Below are 14,461 nucleotides of genomic sequence, written 5' to 3'. Positions count from 1 at the left end.
CCGATGACCATGCCCCGACGCATCGTTCCTCTTGCTGCCATCGGTGCCGCTCTGCTGTTGCTGGCCGGTGCGGTGGCCGCCGCTGATGCGGTGCTGCATCCGTTCCTGGCGGCCCAGCCGCAGCAGGCACCGCAGGAGGTGAACCTGGCCGTGGAAATTCCCGCTGGCAGCTTCACCAAGTATGAGATCAAGGACGACGGGCTGGTCCACGTCGACCGCTTCCAGTCGATGCCGGTGGCCTATCCGGCCAACTATGGTTCGATGCCGCGCACGCTGGCGGGTGACAACGATCCGCTGGACGCGCTGGTGCTGACCCGTGAGCCCCTGCACCCCGGCGTGATCATCCGCTTCCGCCCGATCGGCTATCTGAAGATGATCGATGGCGGCGAACATGACGAGAAGGTCATCGGCGTGCCGACCGACAAGGTTGATCCGAGCTATGCAGGCGTCCGCGATCTGGCCGATCTGCCGGAGATCGAGCGGCAGCGCATCGAGGCGTTCTTCCGCGTGTACAAGGATCTGCCAGCTGGACGCAACCCGGTGCAGCTGCAGGGCTGGGGCAACGCGGCCGAGGCGCGTACGCTGATCCGCGAAGCCATGCAGCGTTTCGACGCCCGGAAGTAGTCCGGCTGCGGACGGCGTTGCGCCCCTGCGCGGTCTTCACCTGTGCTGGCTACCATGGCCGCCTTCCACAGCAAAGGCGGTGCACGTGTCGGTAGCGTTGGTCTGGTTCCGTCGCGACCTGCGGCTGCAGGACAATCCGGCCCTGCAGGCCGCACTGGATGCGGGGCACGATGTGGTCCCGGTTTACATCCACGCGCCGCACGAAGAAGGCGAGTGGGCCCCGGGAGCGGCATCCAACGCGTGGCGTCATCGCTCGCTTGCCGCGCTGGATGCGGATCTGCGTGGCCGCGGTTCTTCCCTGGTGCTGCAGATCGGCGACAGCCTGCCGGTGTTGCAGGCACTGATCGCACGGACCGGTGCCACGGCGGTGTACTGGAACCGCAAGTACGAGCCCGCCACCCAGCCACGTGATGCCTCCATCAAGCGCACGCTGCGCGAGCAGGGCATCGATGCGCAGAGCTGCAACGGCAGTCTGCTGTTCGAGCCGTGGGATATCGCCACCCAGCAGGGGCAGCCGTACAAGGTGTTCACCCCTTACTGGCGCAACGTGCTCAGTCACTGGCGCCTGCCCGGGCTGCAGGCGGCGCCCGCGGCACTGGCGGCGCATGCCGTCGAAGGCGAGTCGCTGCAGGCGCTCGGGCTGGCACCGGCGCTCGGCTGGGACGGCGGCTTCTGGGAGCACTGGCAGCCGGGAGAGGCCGGCGCGCTGGAGGCGCTTTCGGTGTTCGAGGACGGCGCGCTGCGAGGCTATCGCGCGCAGCGCGACCTGCCGGACCGGGTCGGTACCTCGCGGCTGTCACCGCACCTGCACTTCGGCGAGATCGCGCCCTGGCGCATCGCCCATGCGCTGGAAGGGCTGCGCAGCGCCGGTACCGACGCCGACATCGACGGCTACCTGCGGCAACTGGGCTGGCGTGACTTCGCCTACCACCTGCTGCATCACTTTCCGGAGACCCCCACCGGCAACCTCAACCCGCGCTTCGACCGCTTTCCGTGGGCCACGCCCAGCGCCGGCCAGCTGCATGACTGGCAGCGCGGCAACACCGGCGTACCGATCGTGGATGCCGGCCTGCGCGAGCTGTGGCATACCGGCTACATGCACAACCGGGTGCGGATGATCGTCGCCAGCTACCTGTGCAAGCACCTGCGCGCGCACTGGCTGCATGGCGCACGCTGGTTCTGGGACACACTGGTCGATGCCGACCTGGCCAACAACACGATGGGCTGGCAGTGGGTGGCCGGTACCGGTGCGGATGCAGCGCCTTACTTCCGCGTGTTCAATCCGGTCACCCAGGCCGAAAAGTTCGATCCTCAGGCGCGCTACATCACCCGCTGGGTACCGGAACTGGCGGCGCTGCCGGTGAAGGCGCGCTTCGCGCCGTGGCAGCATCCGCAGTGGCTGGCCGAGCACGCGCCGGAGTATCCGCGCAGCCCCCTGGTGGATCTGGCCGCCGGCCGGGATGCAGCGCTGGCCGCCTACCGCCAGTCGGGAGCGGGGTAAAGCGCCGTCGCGGGGTTCCAGACAGCTAGCTGAACAAGGGCCTGTCGAGCGGCGTGTTCATCATCCCGGCATCGCGTCCTGCTGTTTATCCTCTGGGCGGCCCGCAAGCCGCCGGCCCGACCGGAAACCAAGGAGACCATCATGATCCGCAACACCACCCGCAATGTCGCACTGGCCCTGATGAGCGCGGCCGTCCTGTCGGCCTGCGCCACCGGCGGTTCCTACGTGCAGAGCGATCAGTACGGCAACCCGACCGAGCAGCAGAACCGGACGGGTCGCAACGCGCTGATCGGTACCGCCATTGGCGTGGCCGCCGGCCTGCTCAGCGGCGACAGTGCGACCGAGCGCCGCCAGCACGCGCTGATCGGTGCAGGCATCGGCGCGCTCAGTGGCGCGGCCGTGGGCCAGTACCAGGATCGCCAGGAACGCGCGCTGCGCGAGCGCACTGCCAACACCGGCATCGATGTGCAGCGCCAGGGCGACAACATCATGCTGAACCTGCCCGACGGCATCACCTTCGATTTCGGCAAGTCGGCACTGAAGCCGCAGTTCTACGGCGCGCTCAACGGCGTGGCCGGCACCCTGCGTGATTACAACCAGACCATGATCGAAGTGGTCGGCCATACCGACAGCATCGGCAGCGATGCGGTCAACAACCGCCTTTCCAAGGAGCGCGCCGATTCGGTCGCCCAGTACCTGATCGGGCAGGGCGTGCAGAGCGTGCGTATCGAAACGCTGGGCGCCGGCAAGGCGTACCCGATTGCCGACAACAGCACCGATGCCGGCCGTGCCAAGAACCGCCGTGTTGAAATCCGCGTGATTCCGCTGCAGCAGTAACGCGCGGCGCGTGCGTGCAGGTCCGGCGCAGCCGGAACGGGAATGCCGCCCTTGCAGGCGGCATTTTCGTTGGGCGAGATGCGCGGCGCCTAGCGCAGGAACGGCGGCCGGGTCATGCCGCGGCCGTCGGCCGCACCACGATCTCGTTCACGTCCACGTCGTCGGGCTGCTCGATGGCGAACCGCACCGCGCGCCCGATCGCATCCGGCTGCAGGGCGATGGCGCGATAGCCGACCATCATTTCGGCGGCGACCGGGTCGGTGATGCTGTCCGCAAGCTCGCTTTCCACCACGCCGGGGTGGATGCAGGTGACCCGCAGCTCGCGGTGTTCCTGGCGCAGGCCCTCCGAGATGGCGCGTACCGCGTGCTTGGTGGCGCAGTAGACCGCAGCGGTCGGTACGACCGACAGCGCGCCGATGGACGCGATGTTGATGATCTGTCCGCGGCCGCGTGCGCGCATATGGGGCAACACGGCCGCGATCCCGTGCAGTACACCGCGGATGTTGACGTCGATCATCCGGTCCCATTCGTCCACCTTCAGCGATGCCATCGGCGACAGTGGCATCACACCGGCATTGTTGACGATCACATCGAGGGCGCCGAACTGCTCCAGGGCCGAAGCGGCGAACGCTTCGACCTGCGCGCGCTGTGTCACGTCCAGCGCATGCACGCGTACGTCGGCGCCGTGCTGGCGCAGTTCATCCGCCAGTGCCTGCAACCGTTCGAGGCGGCGCGCGCCCAGCACCAGGCGCGCGCCGGGCTGCGCCAGCGAGCGGGCGATGCCGGCGCCGATGCCGCTGGAGGCACCGGTGATCAGGATGGTTCGGGAATGGCTCATGGCAGGTCTCCGGAAGGGCTAGGGGGAAATGCCGGGTCGTGCCCGGTGCAGTCACGGTAGACGGCCTGCTTCGTCGCGATAAGATGGCGACTGCTGACTACCTTGTATAGATCCGCTAACCAATGTCCGTCGATCTCAATGCCCTCGCGGTGTTCCAGCGGGTAGCCGACTGCAGTAGCTTCACCGCGGCGGCCCAGCAACTGGGCGTGACCCGGTCGGCCGTCAGCCAGACCATCGCCCGGTTGGAACAGTCGCTCGGTGTCGCTCTGGTGCTGCGCACCACCCGCAGCGTCAACCTCACCGATGCCGGCCAGGCGCTGCTTGCGGCGGTCAGACCCGCCCTGGCTGAACTGGACAGCGCCGTGGAGTCCACGCTACGTCGCGGCAGCACCCTCAAGGGCCAGCTGCGCTTGGCCGTGTCCTCCATTGCCGAGCATTTCCTGGCCGGTCCCCTGCTGGCCAGCTTCGCCGCCCGGCACCCGGAGCTGCAGCTGGACATCACGGTGACCGATGAGGAGTTCGACATTGTCGAGGCGGGTTTCGACGCGGGCGTGCGTCTGGGCGAGGTGATCGCCCAGGACATGGTGGCGATTCCGGTGTCCGGCCGGCAGCGGCAGGTGGTGGTGTGCACTCCGCGGTATGGGCAGCAGCACGGCATGCCCAGGCACCCGCGCGAGCTGCCCGGGCACCGTTGCATCGGCTGGCGCGCCGCACCACGCAAGGCGCCCTATCGCTGGGAATTCGAAGAGCGCGGACGCGAGTTCAGCGTCGATGTGCAGCCGGAGATCACCAGCAATGACATGGCCACGATGACCCGCCTGGCATTGGCGGGCGCCGGGCTGGCCTTCGGCATGGAGGACACATGGCGCCCGTGGCTGCAGCGTGGGGAACTGGTCAGCGTGCTGGAGCCCTACTGCCCGTGGTTCGCAGGGTTCTTCCTGTATTACCCCAGCCGGCGCCAGGCCGAGCCGAAGCTGCGGGCACTGATCGAGCATCTGCTGGAACAGCGCACCGCATGACGCCGGGCAGGCCCCGCTTCACGCCGCCGGCGCGGCCACCTTCTCCAGGATCCGCTTGCCGCTGATCTCAAGCGCGGCATCTTCCTGCTCCTGCTGCTGCCGCGCCAGCTTCGCGCCAGGGCACTGCGCCAGCATGTAATTGGCGTCGAAGTTGAGCTTCTCCACCAGGAAGTCGACGAATGCGCGCACCTTCGGCGAGACCAGGCGGCCGCCGGCAAAGACCGCGTTGAAATCCACCTCCGGACCTGTCCACCCGGCAAGCACGCGACGGACCATGCCTGACTCGACGAACGGCTTGGCCATCACATCGCCGGTCAGCAGCAGGCCTTCACCGCACACCAGCGCGCCGTTGAGCGCGGACATGTCGTTGGCCGTCATCAGCGGCGTCACCGGGAAGTCACGCAGTTCCCCTCCGTTCTCGCCCAGCTGCCAGGTAAAGCGCGGTGAATTGCCAGTGTGGTAGGGCTTGCGCATGGCCAGGATGCGATGGAACTGAAGCTCTTCCGGGTGCAGTGGTTCGCCGTAGCGCTCGATGTAGGCTGGGCTGGCGAACACCTGCGTGCGCAGGCTGCCGAGCTTGCGTGCGACCAGGTTGGAATCGGGCAGGGCGCCGACGCGCAGGGCCAGATCGGCTTCACCGGCGATCAGGTCGAGCTTCTCGTTGCCCATGTGCATGTCCAGGCGGATTTCCGGGTACTGCGCATGGAACTGGCCCAGCAACGGCGCGATCCAGGTGATGCCGATGGAGTAGGGCACAGTGAAACGCAGCCAGCCGCGTGGGCCGGACTGCAACTGGCTGACCGCGCTCTCGGCTTCTTCCAGCTCGCGCGCGATGCGCTGGCAGTGCTCGTGGTAGATCGAGCCCGCCTCGGTCAGGCCAAGACGGCGCGTGGTCCGGTGCAGCAGGCGCGCGCCCAGCCGTGTCTCCAGCTCCTGCACCTTGCGGCTGACAGTGGTCTTGGGCAGGCCGAGCGCTTTGGCAGCTGCGATGAAGCTGCCCTGCTCGACCACTTTGACGAAGATCAGCGTTTCATTGAGATCGTGGGACATGGTCGGGAGTCCTGGACGTCGGGGGTGGGACAATCGTGACAGATCGATTGGACCGGGAACGGGATGATTATTCCCCTTAATCAGGACTAATCAAGTAAAGGTTTGAGGTCTATCGTGGCGCCATTCGTGAAATGGAGTCCCCCCGCCATGAGCCTGCGCAACATTCTTGCCCGTTTCCGGCATGCCGGCCAGAACGCCCTGGATCTGGCGATGACCGTTGAGATCCGCCCGAGTTCCTTGGTGCACAAGGATTTCCGTGAGTTTACCGCGCCCATGCGGCAGCAGCGTGGCGGTGCCATCCGCTTGGCGCCGCAGAAGAGCGATCGACTGCGCCGAATCGGGACTATCCCGGATTTGGGAGGAAATGTCCCGTGAATGGGATTCTGATGCCCGAAGTCCTGGTCCTCGGCGGAACCGGTGCGGTCGGCCAGGGCGTGGTCGGTGCGCTGCTGGAAGCCGGCAGCCCGGTGCTGGTGGTCGGCCGCGATCCAGGACGGCTGGCGTCGCTGGAAGCGCAGTTCGCCGATGAACCCGGCCTGCAGACCATGCTCGGTTCACTGGCAGACGACGGTTCGGCGCAGGTCCTGGCCGAGCGCGTCGCGCAGCGCCCGCGGCCGTTGGCAGCGGTGATCGCGGCCATGGGCGGTCCTTACAACCGTGGCCGGGTGATGGACCGCAAGGGCGACGAACTACTCGGCGCACTGCAGGCCGACCTGATGCCCCATGTGCATGCGGTACGCCACCTGCTGCCGCTGCTGCGTGACAACGTGCATGCGCGGCGCTACGTGATGATCGGCAGCCCTGCCGGTCTCAAGCCCTGGGCCGGCTACGGCGAGACCTCGATCACCACCGCCGCCCTGCGCATGTACGCACAGGTGGTGCACCAGGAAGCACAGGCGGTCGGTGTCCGCGCGCAGATGCTGGAGGTGTGCAGCCCGGTGTGTACACCGGCCAACGCCGCCAACGCCTGCATCGAGTGGCCGAGCTCGCTGCTGGTCGGCCGGCGCGTGGTGTCGCTGCTTGATGGCTGCCGCGACAACCGCGCCATCGTTCGCTGCGACAGCAGCGATGCGGAACTGCCGCGGGGCCTGCTGCGACTGGAAGTTCCACCACCGTGGCGCGACGCCGTCGGTGTCGCTTGACCTTGACCTTGGTTGAGGTTGCAGCATACGCCGCACTTTCTGATAGCCATTCTCATTAGCTGTACCACCCCTCCGTACGGATGCATGCCATGACTTCCCCCAAAACCACCCCACATCGTTTCGGCCATCGCATTGCGATGGTCGGCGTGTCGATCCTCGCCGCGGCGGTGCTCGCTGCCTGCAGTGGCGGCCATGCCGAAGAAGCCGGTGCACCGCCCCCGCCGCAGGTCAGCGCAGCCCCGGTGCTGGTCAAGCAGATCAGCCAATGGGACGAGTTCAGCGGCCGCATCGAGGCGGTGCAGAGCGTTGAACTGCGTCCACGCGTGTCCGGCTACATCGACAAGGTCAACTACGTCGAAGGCCAGGAAGTGAAGAAGGGCGATGTGCTCTTCACCATCGACGCGCGCAGCTACCAGGCCGAGTACGATCGCGCCGCCGCTGAACTGGCCCGCGCCCGCACCCAGGCAACCCTGGCCCGAAGTGAATCGGAGCGGGCCAAGCGCCTGGCCGAGCAGCAGGCGATCTCCACCGAGACCGCCGAGCAGCGTCGCGCTGCGGCAGACCAGTCCGGCGCAGCCGTGCAGGCCGCGCAGGCGGCACTGGATGCTGCCCGGCTCAACCTGGAGTTCACCAAGGTGCGTGCGCCGATCGACGGCCGTGCCGGCCGCGCGATGGTCACCGCGGGCAACCTGGTCACCGCCGGCGACAGCGCCAGCGTGCTGACCACGCTGGTCTCGCTGGACACCGTGTTCGTCTACTTCGATGCCGACGAAAGCACTTTCCTGCGTTACGCGCAGATGGCACGCAAGGGCGAGCGCCCGAGCGAGCGCGACAGCGACCTGCCGGTGAAGGTTGGCCTGTCGGGTGAAGAAGGCTACCCGCACGCGGGCAAGGTCGACTTCCTCGACAACCAGGTTGCACGCAGCACCGGCACCATCCGCGTGCGTGCGCTGCTGGACAATGCCGACCGGCAGTTCACCCCGGGGCTGTTCGCCCGTGTGCAGCTGCTGGGCAGTGGCCAGTTCCAGGCGATGCTGATCGACGACAAGGCTGTGCTGACCGACCAGGACCGCAAGTACGTGTACGTGGTCGACAAGGATGGCAAGGCCCAGCGTCGCGACATCCGCCTTGGCCGCACGGCGGAAGGCCTGCGCATCGTCGAGCAGGGCCTGTCCGCAGGCGACAAGGTCATCATCGATGGCGTGCAGAAGGTCTTCATGCCGGGCATGCCGGTGCAGGCCAAGGCGGTGGCGATGCAGCCGGCTGCGGCCGCCGCACCAGGCCGTGATGCCACTGCTGCGCTGAACCGCTGATCCGCCGTCTCCTGATCCGAGTTTCCGCTTAGCTGCCGGCGCCAGCGGCGGCCTTCCCTGCCTTCGTCATATCGGCGAGGGGCAGGGTGGCTGTTGCCCGCCGGCGGCATTTCCCAGGAATTCCTCCATGGACTTTTCCCGTTTCTTCATCGACAGGCCGATCTTCGCGGCGGTACTGTCGATCGTGATCTTCGCCGCAGGCCTGATCACGATTCCGATCCTGCCGATCAGCGAGTACCCGGAAGTGGTGCCGCCGTCGGTGGTCGTGCGCACGGTCTATCCGGGCGCCAATCCCAAGGTCATCGCCGAAACCGTCGCCACGCCGCTTGAAGAGGCGATCAACGGCGTCGAGGGCATGATGTACCTCAAGTCGGTCGCCGGTTCCGACGGCGTGCTGCAGATGACCGTCACCTTCCGCCCGGGCACTGATCCGGACGCGGCGGCGGTGAAGGTGCAGAACCGTGTGGCGCAGGCGCAGGCACGCCTGCCCGAGGACGTACGCCGGCAGGGCGTGACCACGCAGAAGCAGTCGCCCACCTTCCTGATGGTCGTGCATCTGACGTCGCCCAATGGCAAGTACGACACCCTGTACCTGCGCAACTACGCCCGCCTGCACGTCAAGGACGCGCTGGCACGCATTCCCGGCGTGGGCGACGCGCAGATCTTCGGTGGTGGTGACTACGCCATGCGCGCATGGCTGGACCCGGACAAGGTTGCTTCGCGCGGCCTGACGGCCAGCGACGTGGTGCGTGCCATGCGTGAGCAGAACGTGCAGGTCTCTGCGGGTCAGCTCGGCGCCGAGCCGCTGCCGAACAGCCAGTTCCTGACCCTGATCAATGCCCAGGGCCGCCTGCGCAGCGAGCAGGAGTTCGGCGACATCGTGCTCAAGAGCGGTGTCGACGGCGAGATCGTGCGCCTGTCCGACGTTGCCCGCCTGGAACTGGGCGCTGGCGACTACACCCTGCGCTCGCAGCTCGACGGCAAGAATGCGGTGGGTATCGGCATCTTCCAGTCGCCCGGTGCGAATGCACTGGAGATTCGCGACAAGGTCATCGCCACGATGGACGAGATGCAGAAGACCATGCCCGCCGACGTGAAGTACGAAGCGGTGTACGACACCACCATCTTCGTGCGTGATTCGATCAAGGCGGTGGTCTCGACCCTGCTTGAAGCGATCGCCCTGGTGGTGCTGGTGGTGATCCTGTTCCTGCAGACCTGGCGCGCGTCGATCATTCCGCTGATCGCGGTTCCGGTGTCGGTGGTCGGTACCTTCGCAGCGCTGTACGTACTGGGCTTCTCGATCAACACGCTGAGCCTGTTCGGCCTGGTGCTGGCGATCGGCATCGTGGTCGACGACGCGATCGTGGTGGTGGAGAACGTTGAACGCAACATCGAAGAAGGTCTGTCGCCGACCGCAGCCGCCCACCAGGCCATGCGTGAGGTGTCCGGCCCGATCGTTGCGATCGCACTGGTGCTGTGCGCGGTGTTCGTGCCGATGGCGTTCCTGTCGGGCGTCACCGGTCAGTTCTACAAGCAGTTCGCTGTCACCATCGCCATTTCCACGGTGATCTCGGCGATCAACTCGCTGACCCTGTCGCCGGCCCTGGCCGCCCGCCTGCTGAAGGCCCATGGCGCTCCGAAGGATGGCCCGAGCCGTCTGATCGATCGCCTGTTCGGCTGGGTGTTCCGCCCGTTCAACCGCTTCTTCAAGTCCAGCTCGGAGAAGTACGAGCGCGGCGTGGCGCGCATCCTTGGCCGCCGCGGCGCTGTGTTCGTGGTCTACGCGATCCTGCTGGTCGGTACCGGTGTGATCTTCAAGCTGGTGCCGCCGGGCTTCATCCCGACCCAGGACAAGCTGTACCTGATCGCGGGCGTGAAGCTGCCGGAAGGTTCGTCGATCGCACGTACCGATGAAATGCTGCGCAAGGTCGCCAAGATCGCCCAGGAAACCGACGGCGTGGCGCATACCATTTCGTTCCCGGGCCTGAACGCGCTGCAGTTCACCAACACCCCGAACACCGGTGTGGCGTTCATTCCGCTCAAGCCGTTCAACGAGCGTCATGGCCGGACCGCGGCGGAGATCAACGCCGAGATCAACCAGAAGATCGCAGGCCTGCAGGAGGGCTTCGCGTTCGCGATGATGCCGCCGCCGATCCTGGGCCTGGGCAACGGCAATGGCTACCAGATGTTCATCGAGGACCGCGGCAACCTGGGCTACGGCGCGCTGCAGAATGCCGTGCAGGCGATGCAGGGGACCGTTGCACAGACTCCGGGCATGGCCTTCCCGATCAGCAGCTACCAGGCCAACGTGCCGCAGCTGGATGCGGAAGTGGACCGTGTGAAAGCGAAGGCGCAGGGCGTGCAGCTGACCGAGCTGTTCGACACGCTGCAGACCTACCTGGGTTCGGCGTACGTCAACGACTTCAACCAGTTCGGCCGCACCTGGCAGGTGATCGCCCAGGCGGACGGCCCGTTCCGTGAGAGCGTCGAGGACATCGCCAAGCTGCGCACCCGCAACGACCGCGGCGAGATGGTGCCGATCGGTTCGATGGTGACCATCAAGCAGACGTTCGGCCCGGACCCGGTGCTGCGTTTCAACGGCTATCCGGCAGCGGACCTGGCCGGCGAGGCCGACCCGCGCCTGCTGTCCTCGGCGGAAGCGATGAACAAGTTGACCGAGATCGCCGGGCAGGTGCTGCCGGTCGGCATGGCCACCGAATGGACCGACCTGAGCTACCAGCAGGCCACCCAGGGCAAGGCCGCGTTCATCGTGTTCCCCGTGGCGATCATGCTGGCCTTCCTCGTGCTGGCCGCGCTGTACGAGAGCTGGTCGCTGCCGCTGGCGGTGATCCTGATCGTGCCGATGACCCTGCTGTCGGCTCTGTTCGGCGTATGGCTGACCGGCGGCGACAACAACGTGTTCGTGCAGGTGGGCCTGGTGGTGCTGATGGGCCTGGCATGCAAGAACGCGATCCTGATCGTCGAGTTCGCCCGTGAGCTGGAGATGGGCGGCAAGGGCATCGTCGAGGCCGCGCTGGAAGCCTGCCGCCTGCGCCTGCGCCCGATCGTGATGACCTCCATCGCGTTCATCGCCGGCACCGTGCCGCTGGTGCTTTCGCACGGTGCGGGTGCCGAGGTGCGCTCGGTGACCGGTATCACGGTGTTCGCCGGCATGCTGGGCGTCACCCTGTTCGGCCTGTTCCTGACCCCGGTGTTCTACGTCGCCCTGCGCAAGTTCGTCACCCGCAACGGCGGTGGCCAGCTGGTGCAGCACGGCGAGCCCACCATTCATCACTGATACGGAACCCCGTCGCCGCCGGTCGATGATCGGCGGCGGCTTCTCCCTCCAAAGGCATGAATCCATGAACACCCATCAGAACAAGATCGCGCTGGTTACCGGCGCTACCCGTGGCATCGGTGCCGAGACCGTGCGCCAGCTGGCGAAGGAAGGCGTGCACACGCTGCTGGCCGGCCGCAAGCGTGAGACGGCGGTGGAGCAGGCACTGAAGCTGCAGGCGGAAGGCCTGCCGGTGGAAGCGCTGCAGCTGGACGTTACCGATGCTGCGAGCATCGCCGACGCGGTCGAGCAGGTGCGCCAGCGTCACGGCCGGCTGGACATCCTGGTCAACAACGCCGGCATCATGATCGAGAACCCGGCACAGGCACCGTCGGAGCAGTCGCTGGATACGTGGCGTCGCACCTTCGACACCAATGTGTATGCACTGGTGGCGGTGACCCAGGCGTTCCTGCCGCTGCTGAAGCAGGCCAAGGCCGGGCGCATCGTCAACGTGTCCAGCATCCTCGGTTCGCAGACCCTGCATGCCGACCCGGGTTCGGTCATCTATGACTTCAAGATTCCGGCCTACAACGCCTCCAAGGCGGCGGTGAACAGCTGGACGCTGGCCCTGGCGCACGAGCTCCGCAGCTCGCCGATCAAGGTGAATACCGTGCACCCGGGCTACGTCAAGACCGACATGAATGGTGGCCACGGCGAGATCGAGATCGCCGAAGGTGCGCGTTCCAGCGTGCAGATGGCGCTGATCGGCCCTGAAGGCCCGAGTGGCAGCTTCACCTATCTGGGCGAGGTGCTGCCATGGTGATCCGCACCCTGGCGGTGGCCGTTTCCAGCCTCGTGCTGGCCGGCTGTGTCACCGTCGGTCCCAATTACAAGGCGCCCCAGCAGGAGCCTGTCGTCCTGCAGGGCGCGGAGCAGCCGGTGTTCAGCACCACATCGCCCGTTGCCAGCTGGTGGGCGCAGTTCGATGACCCGGTGCTGGAAGAGCTGGTGCACGGCGCACTGTCGAGCAATCTTGACCTGCGCGTGGCCGTGGCGCGTGTCAGCCAGGCGCGGGCGGTGTTCGTCGAAAGCCGCTTCGACCAGGCACCGCACGTGACCGCAGGCGGCAGTTACGATCGCCGCAAGCAACCCGATCCGCAGCTGGGTGGGCAGCGGGTGTTCAGTGAAAGCTACCAGCTCGGCTTCGATGCGGGCTGGGAGCTGGATCTGTTCGGCCGCAAGCGCCGTGCTGCCGAAGCTGCACGCGCCGATCTGGGGGCCGAGCAGGCCAACCTGGCCGATGCGCAGGTACTGGTTGCCGCCGAAGTGGCACGCAACTACTTCGAGCTGCGCGGCACGCAGAAGCGCATCGCCGTGGCCCAGCACACACTGGTCAATCTGCGTGATACGCAGAAGCTGACCGAGGCGCGCTGGGAACTGGGTGCCGGCAGCGAGCTGGATGTGCAGAGCAGCCGTGCCCGGCTGAAGGCGATCGAGGCCGATATTCCCCTGCTGGAAGTGGCCGAGACGCAGTCCCGCAATCGCCTGGCGGTGCTGCTGGGCCAGCGCCCGGAAGTACTGGCCGACATGCTCGCGCCGCATGAGGTGCCGGCGTTCGCCAAGCCGTTGCCGCTGGGCGATACCCGCGAGCTGCTGCGCCAGCGTGCCGACGTGCGTGCGGCCGAGCGGCGGCTGGCAGCCGCCACGGCACGGGTGGGGGTGGCAACGGCCGATCTGTTCCCGCGGTTGTCGCTTTCCGGTTTCGTCGGCTTCCTCGGCGGCGACGCCAATGGCCTGGTCAACGGCAGCAACAAGGCCTGGTCGCTGACGCCGTCGTTGAGCTGGGCGGCCTTCGATTTCGGAACCGTGCGCGCACGTCTGCGTGCCAGCAAGGCCGAGGCCGAGGGCGTTGCCGCGCAGTACGAGCAGACGGTGCTGCTGGCACTGGAAGACACCGAGAACGCGCTGACACGCTACTCCAAGCAGCAGGCAAGGCTGGCGATCGTGGTGGAGCAGGCGCAGGCCGCACGACGAGCCGAGTCGCTGGCGCAGATCCGCTATCGCGAGGGCTCGGAAGACTTCCTGACCCTGCTCGACGCGCAGCGCACCCAGCTGGCCGCCGATGATGCACTGGCGGCCGCCGAGGCGGAGGTCAACGTCAGCGTAGTCGGCGTATACAAGGCGCTGGGTGGTTGGGGCCAGTCCCCGCAGGCGCCGAGCGTGGCACAGGTGAATTGACCGGACGGGGGGGGGGGCCCAGGGGGGCGCGGCGCCGGGCGGGGGGGGGGCCCCCCCGGGGGGGGGTCGCCACCCCCCCCCCGCCCGGCCCCCCGTCCCCCCGCCCGGCCCGCCCCCCCCCCCCCGGGGGGGGGGCCCGGGCCCCCCCCCCCCCCGTTGCCGGTCAGGGCCACCGATGGGCGGGCGCCTGCCGCCCTGCCATGCCGTCCTCCACACTTTGCGAACTCAGGCAGGGCAGCGCGGCGTGAGCCGTGGACACCGTCACATTCATGACGCTTCTGACTCTCCCGGAAGCGCCTTCTGCCGTGTAACAAGTGGGGCGGGCCATCAGAGGACAGGCGATGACGGACGGCAAGCGGGATACCCAACGAATGTTGTTCGGCGATCCGGGACCACCCGGTGCAGGACTGTCCGTCGCGGTGGTCGTTCTGCTGGTGCTGGCGATGCTGGCCGCGGCCATCGGCTTCGTGCGGCTGCCGGACTCCATGTTGGGCCTGGGCCTGATCGGCGTGGCCGTGCTGCTGGCCATCGGCGCTCGCATCTGCCAGGCGCGCGATCAGCACCAGGCGCTGTATCGCCTGTTGGCGCGGCAGCCGCCGCGGTGAACGCGGCGGCAACCCGA

General features: G+C 67.2%; 13 protein-coding genes. 11 read left to right on the top strand and 2 right to left on the bottom strand.

Annotation, left to right across the window (positions count from 1 at the left end):
• Positions 1-3: 3 nt before the first annotated feature.
• The 3 genes from ACVOME_RS04790 to ACVOME_RS04780 all read left to right on the top strand — a co-directional run bounded on the left by ACVOME_RS04790 (position 4) and on the right by ACVOME_RS04780 (position 2,962).
• A complete protein-coding gene (locus ACVOME_RS04790) occupies positions 4-624 on the top strand; it encodes an inorganic diphosphatase (protein WP_053517323.1) in 621 nt (206 codons plus the stop codon).
• Positions 625-709: 85 nt separating this feature from the next.
• Positions 710-2,125 (top strand): cryptochrome/photolyase family protein, encoded by a 1,416-nt coding sequence (locus ACVOME_RS04785; protein ID WP_481504796.1) that lies wholly within the window; start codon positions 710-712, stop codon positions 2,123-2,125.
• 141 nt (positions 2,126-2,266) lie between these two features.
• Complete coding sequence (locus tag ACVOME_RS04780) at positions 2,267-2,962, top strand: YiaD family glycine zipper/OmpA-like lipoprotein (RefSeq protein ID WP_053517326.1); 696 nt, start codon at positions 2,267-2,269, stop codon at positions 2,960-2,962.
• A gap of 112 nt (positions 2,963-3,074) precedes the next feature.
• Here the strand turns inward: ACVOME_RS04780 and ACVOME_RS04775 are convergent, their stop codons facing one another.
• Positions 3,075-3,800, bottom strand: a complete 726-nt coding sequence (locus ACVOME_RS04775) for an SDR family oxidoreductase (RefSeq protein ID WP_111185460.1) — start codon at positions 3,798-3,800, stop codon at positions 3,075-3,077.
• 122 nt (positions 3,801-3,922) lie between these two features.
• On the opposite strand from ACVOME_RS04775, the gene ACVOME_RS04770 reads away from it, so the two are divergent.
• Positions 3,923-4,819 (top strand): LysR family transcriptional regulator, encoded by an 897-nt coding sequence (locus ACVOME_RS04770; RefSeq protein WP_481504795.1) that lies wholly within the window; start codon positions 3,923-3,925, stop codon positions 4,817-4,819.
• A gap of 18 nt (positions 4,820-4,837) precedes the next feature.
• Here the strand turns inward: ACVOME_RS04770 and ACVOME_RS04765 are convergent, their stop codons facing one another.
• Entirely contained in the window at positions 4,838-5,869 is a 1,032-nt protein-coding gene (locus tag ACVOME_RS04765) for a LysR family transcriptional regulator (RefSeq protein WP_065174970.1), read from the bottom strand.
• Between the two features lie 147 nt (positions 5,870-6,016).
• Between ACVOME_RS04765 and ACVOME_RS04760 the strand changes: the two genes are divergently transcribed.
• The 7 genes from ACVOME_RS04760 to ACVOME_RS04730 all read left to right on the top strand — a co-directional run bounded on the left by ACVOME_RS04760 (position 6,017) and on the right by ACVOME_RS04730 (position 14,444).
• Positions 6,017-6,244: a hypothetical protein gene (locus ACVOME_RS04760; protein ID WP_053517540.1), complete on the top strand. Its 228-nt coding sequence runs from the start codon at positions 6,017-6,019 to the stop codon at positions 6,242-6,244.
• The gene (locus tag ACVOME_RS04755; RefSeq protein ID WP_053517454.1) at positions 6,241-7,011 is read left to right on the top strand and encodes an SDR family NAD(P)-dependent oxidoreductase; all 771 of its coding nucleotides are present in this window, start codon (positions 6,241-6,243) and stop codon (positions 7,009-7,011) included. The genes ACVOME_RS04760 and ACVOME_RS04755 overlap by 4 nt, the downstream gene beginning before the upstream one ends.
• 89 nt (positions 7,012-7,100) lie before the next feature.
• Positions 7,101-8,324: an efflux RND transporter periplasmic adaptor subunit gene (locus ACVOME_RS04750; protein WP_065181297.1), complete on the top strand. Its 1,224-nt coding sequence runs from the start codon at positions 7,101-7,103 to the stop codon at positions 8,322-8,324.
• 127 nt (positions 8,325-8,451) lie between these two features.
• The gene (locus ACVOME_RS04745; protein WP_053517457.1) at positions 8,452-11,622 is read left to right on the top strand and encodes an efflux RND transporter permease subunit; all 3,171 of its coding nucleotides are present in this window, start codon (positions 8,452-8,454) and stop codon (positions 11,620-11,622) included.
• A 64-nt stretch (positions 11,623-11,686) separates the two neighbouring features.
• Positions 11,687-12,424 (top strand): SDR family oxidoreductase, encoded by a 738-nt coding sequence (locus ACVOME_RS04740; RefSeq protein ID WP_193395511.1) that lies wholly within the window; start codon positions 11,687-11,689, stop codon positions 12,422-12,424.
• The gene (locus tag ACVOME_RS04735) at positions 12,418-13,839 is read left to right on the top strand and encodes an efflux transporter outer membrane subunit (protein WP_065174973.1); all 1,422 of its coding nucleotides are present in this window, start codon (positions 12,418-12,420) and stop codon (positions 13,837-13,839) included. Before ACVOME_RS04740 ends, ACVOME_RS04735 begins: the two co-directional genes overlap by 7 nt.
• A 341-nt stretch (positions 13,840-14,180) precedes the next feature.
• The gene (locus tag ACVOME_RS04730) at positions 14,181-14,444 is read left to right on the top strand and encodes a hypothetical protein (protein WP_053517461.1); all 264 of its coding nucleotides are present in this window, start codon (positions 14,181-14,183) and stop codon (positions 14,442-14,444) included.
• Positions 14,445-14,461: the final 17 nt, after the last annotated feature.

This window comes from Stenotrophomonas sp. STEN008, assembly GCF_056760435.1.
The sequence above is the reverse complement of the archived record's forward strand: the minus strand, read 5'-3'. Positions and strand labels throughout refer to the sequence as shown.

Excerpts from the sequence above, each read along its gene's own strand:
- ACVOME_RS04790 (WP_053517323.1), top strand. The coding sequence starts at position 4 with ATGACCATGCCCCGACGCATCGTTCCTCTTGCTGCCATCGGTGCCGCT.
- ACVOME_RS04780 (WP_053517326.1), top strand. The coding sequence starts at position 2,267 with ATGATCCGCAACACCACCCGCAATGTCGCACTGGCCCTGATGAGCGCG.
- ACVOME_RS04775 (WP_111185460.1), bottom strand. The coding sequence starts at position 3,800 with ATGAGCCATTCCCGAACCATCCTGATCACCGGTGCCTCCAGCGGCATC.
- ACVOME_RS04770 (WP_481504795.1), top strand. The coding sequence starts at position 3,923 with ATGTCCGTCGATCTCAATGCCCTCGCGGTGTTCCAGCGGGTAGCCGAC.
- ACVOME_RS04765 (WP_065174970.1), bottom strand. The coding sequence starts at position 5,869 with ATGTCCCACGATCTCAATGAAACGCTGATCTTCGTCAAAGTGGTCGAG.
- ACVOME_RS04760 (WP_053517540.1), top strand. The coding sequence starts at position 6,017 with ATGAGCCTGCGCAACATTCTTGCCCGTTTCCGGCATGCCGGCCAGAAC.
- ACVOME_RS04750 (WP_065181297.1), top strand. The coding sequence starts at position 7,101 with ATGACTTCCCCCAAAACCACCCCACATCGTTTCGGCCATCGCATTGCG.
- ACVOME_RS04745 (WP_053517457.1), top strand. The coding sequence starts at position 8,452 with ATGGACTTTTCCCGTTTCTTCATCGACAGGCCGATCTTCGCGGCGGTA.
- ACVOME_RS04740 (WP_193395511.1), top strand. The coding sequence starts at position 11,687 with ATGAACACCCATCAGAACAAGATCGCGCTGGTTACCGGCGCTACCCGT.
- ACVOME_RS04735 (WP_065174973.1), top strand. The coding sequence starts at position 12,418 with ATGGTGATCCGCACCCTGGCGGTGGCCGTTTCCAGCCTCGTGCTGGCC.
- ACVOME_RS04730 (WP_053517461.1), top strand. The coding sequence starts at position 14,181 with ATGACGGACGGCAAGCGGGATACCCAACGAATGTTGTTCGGCGATCCG.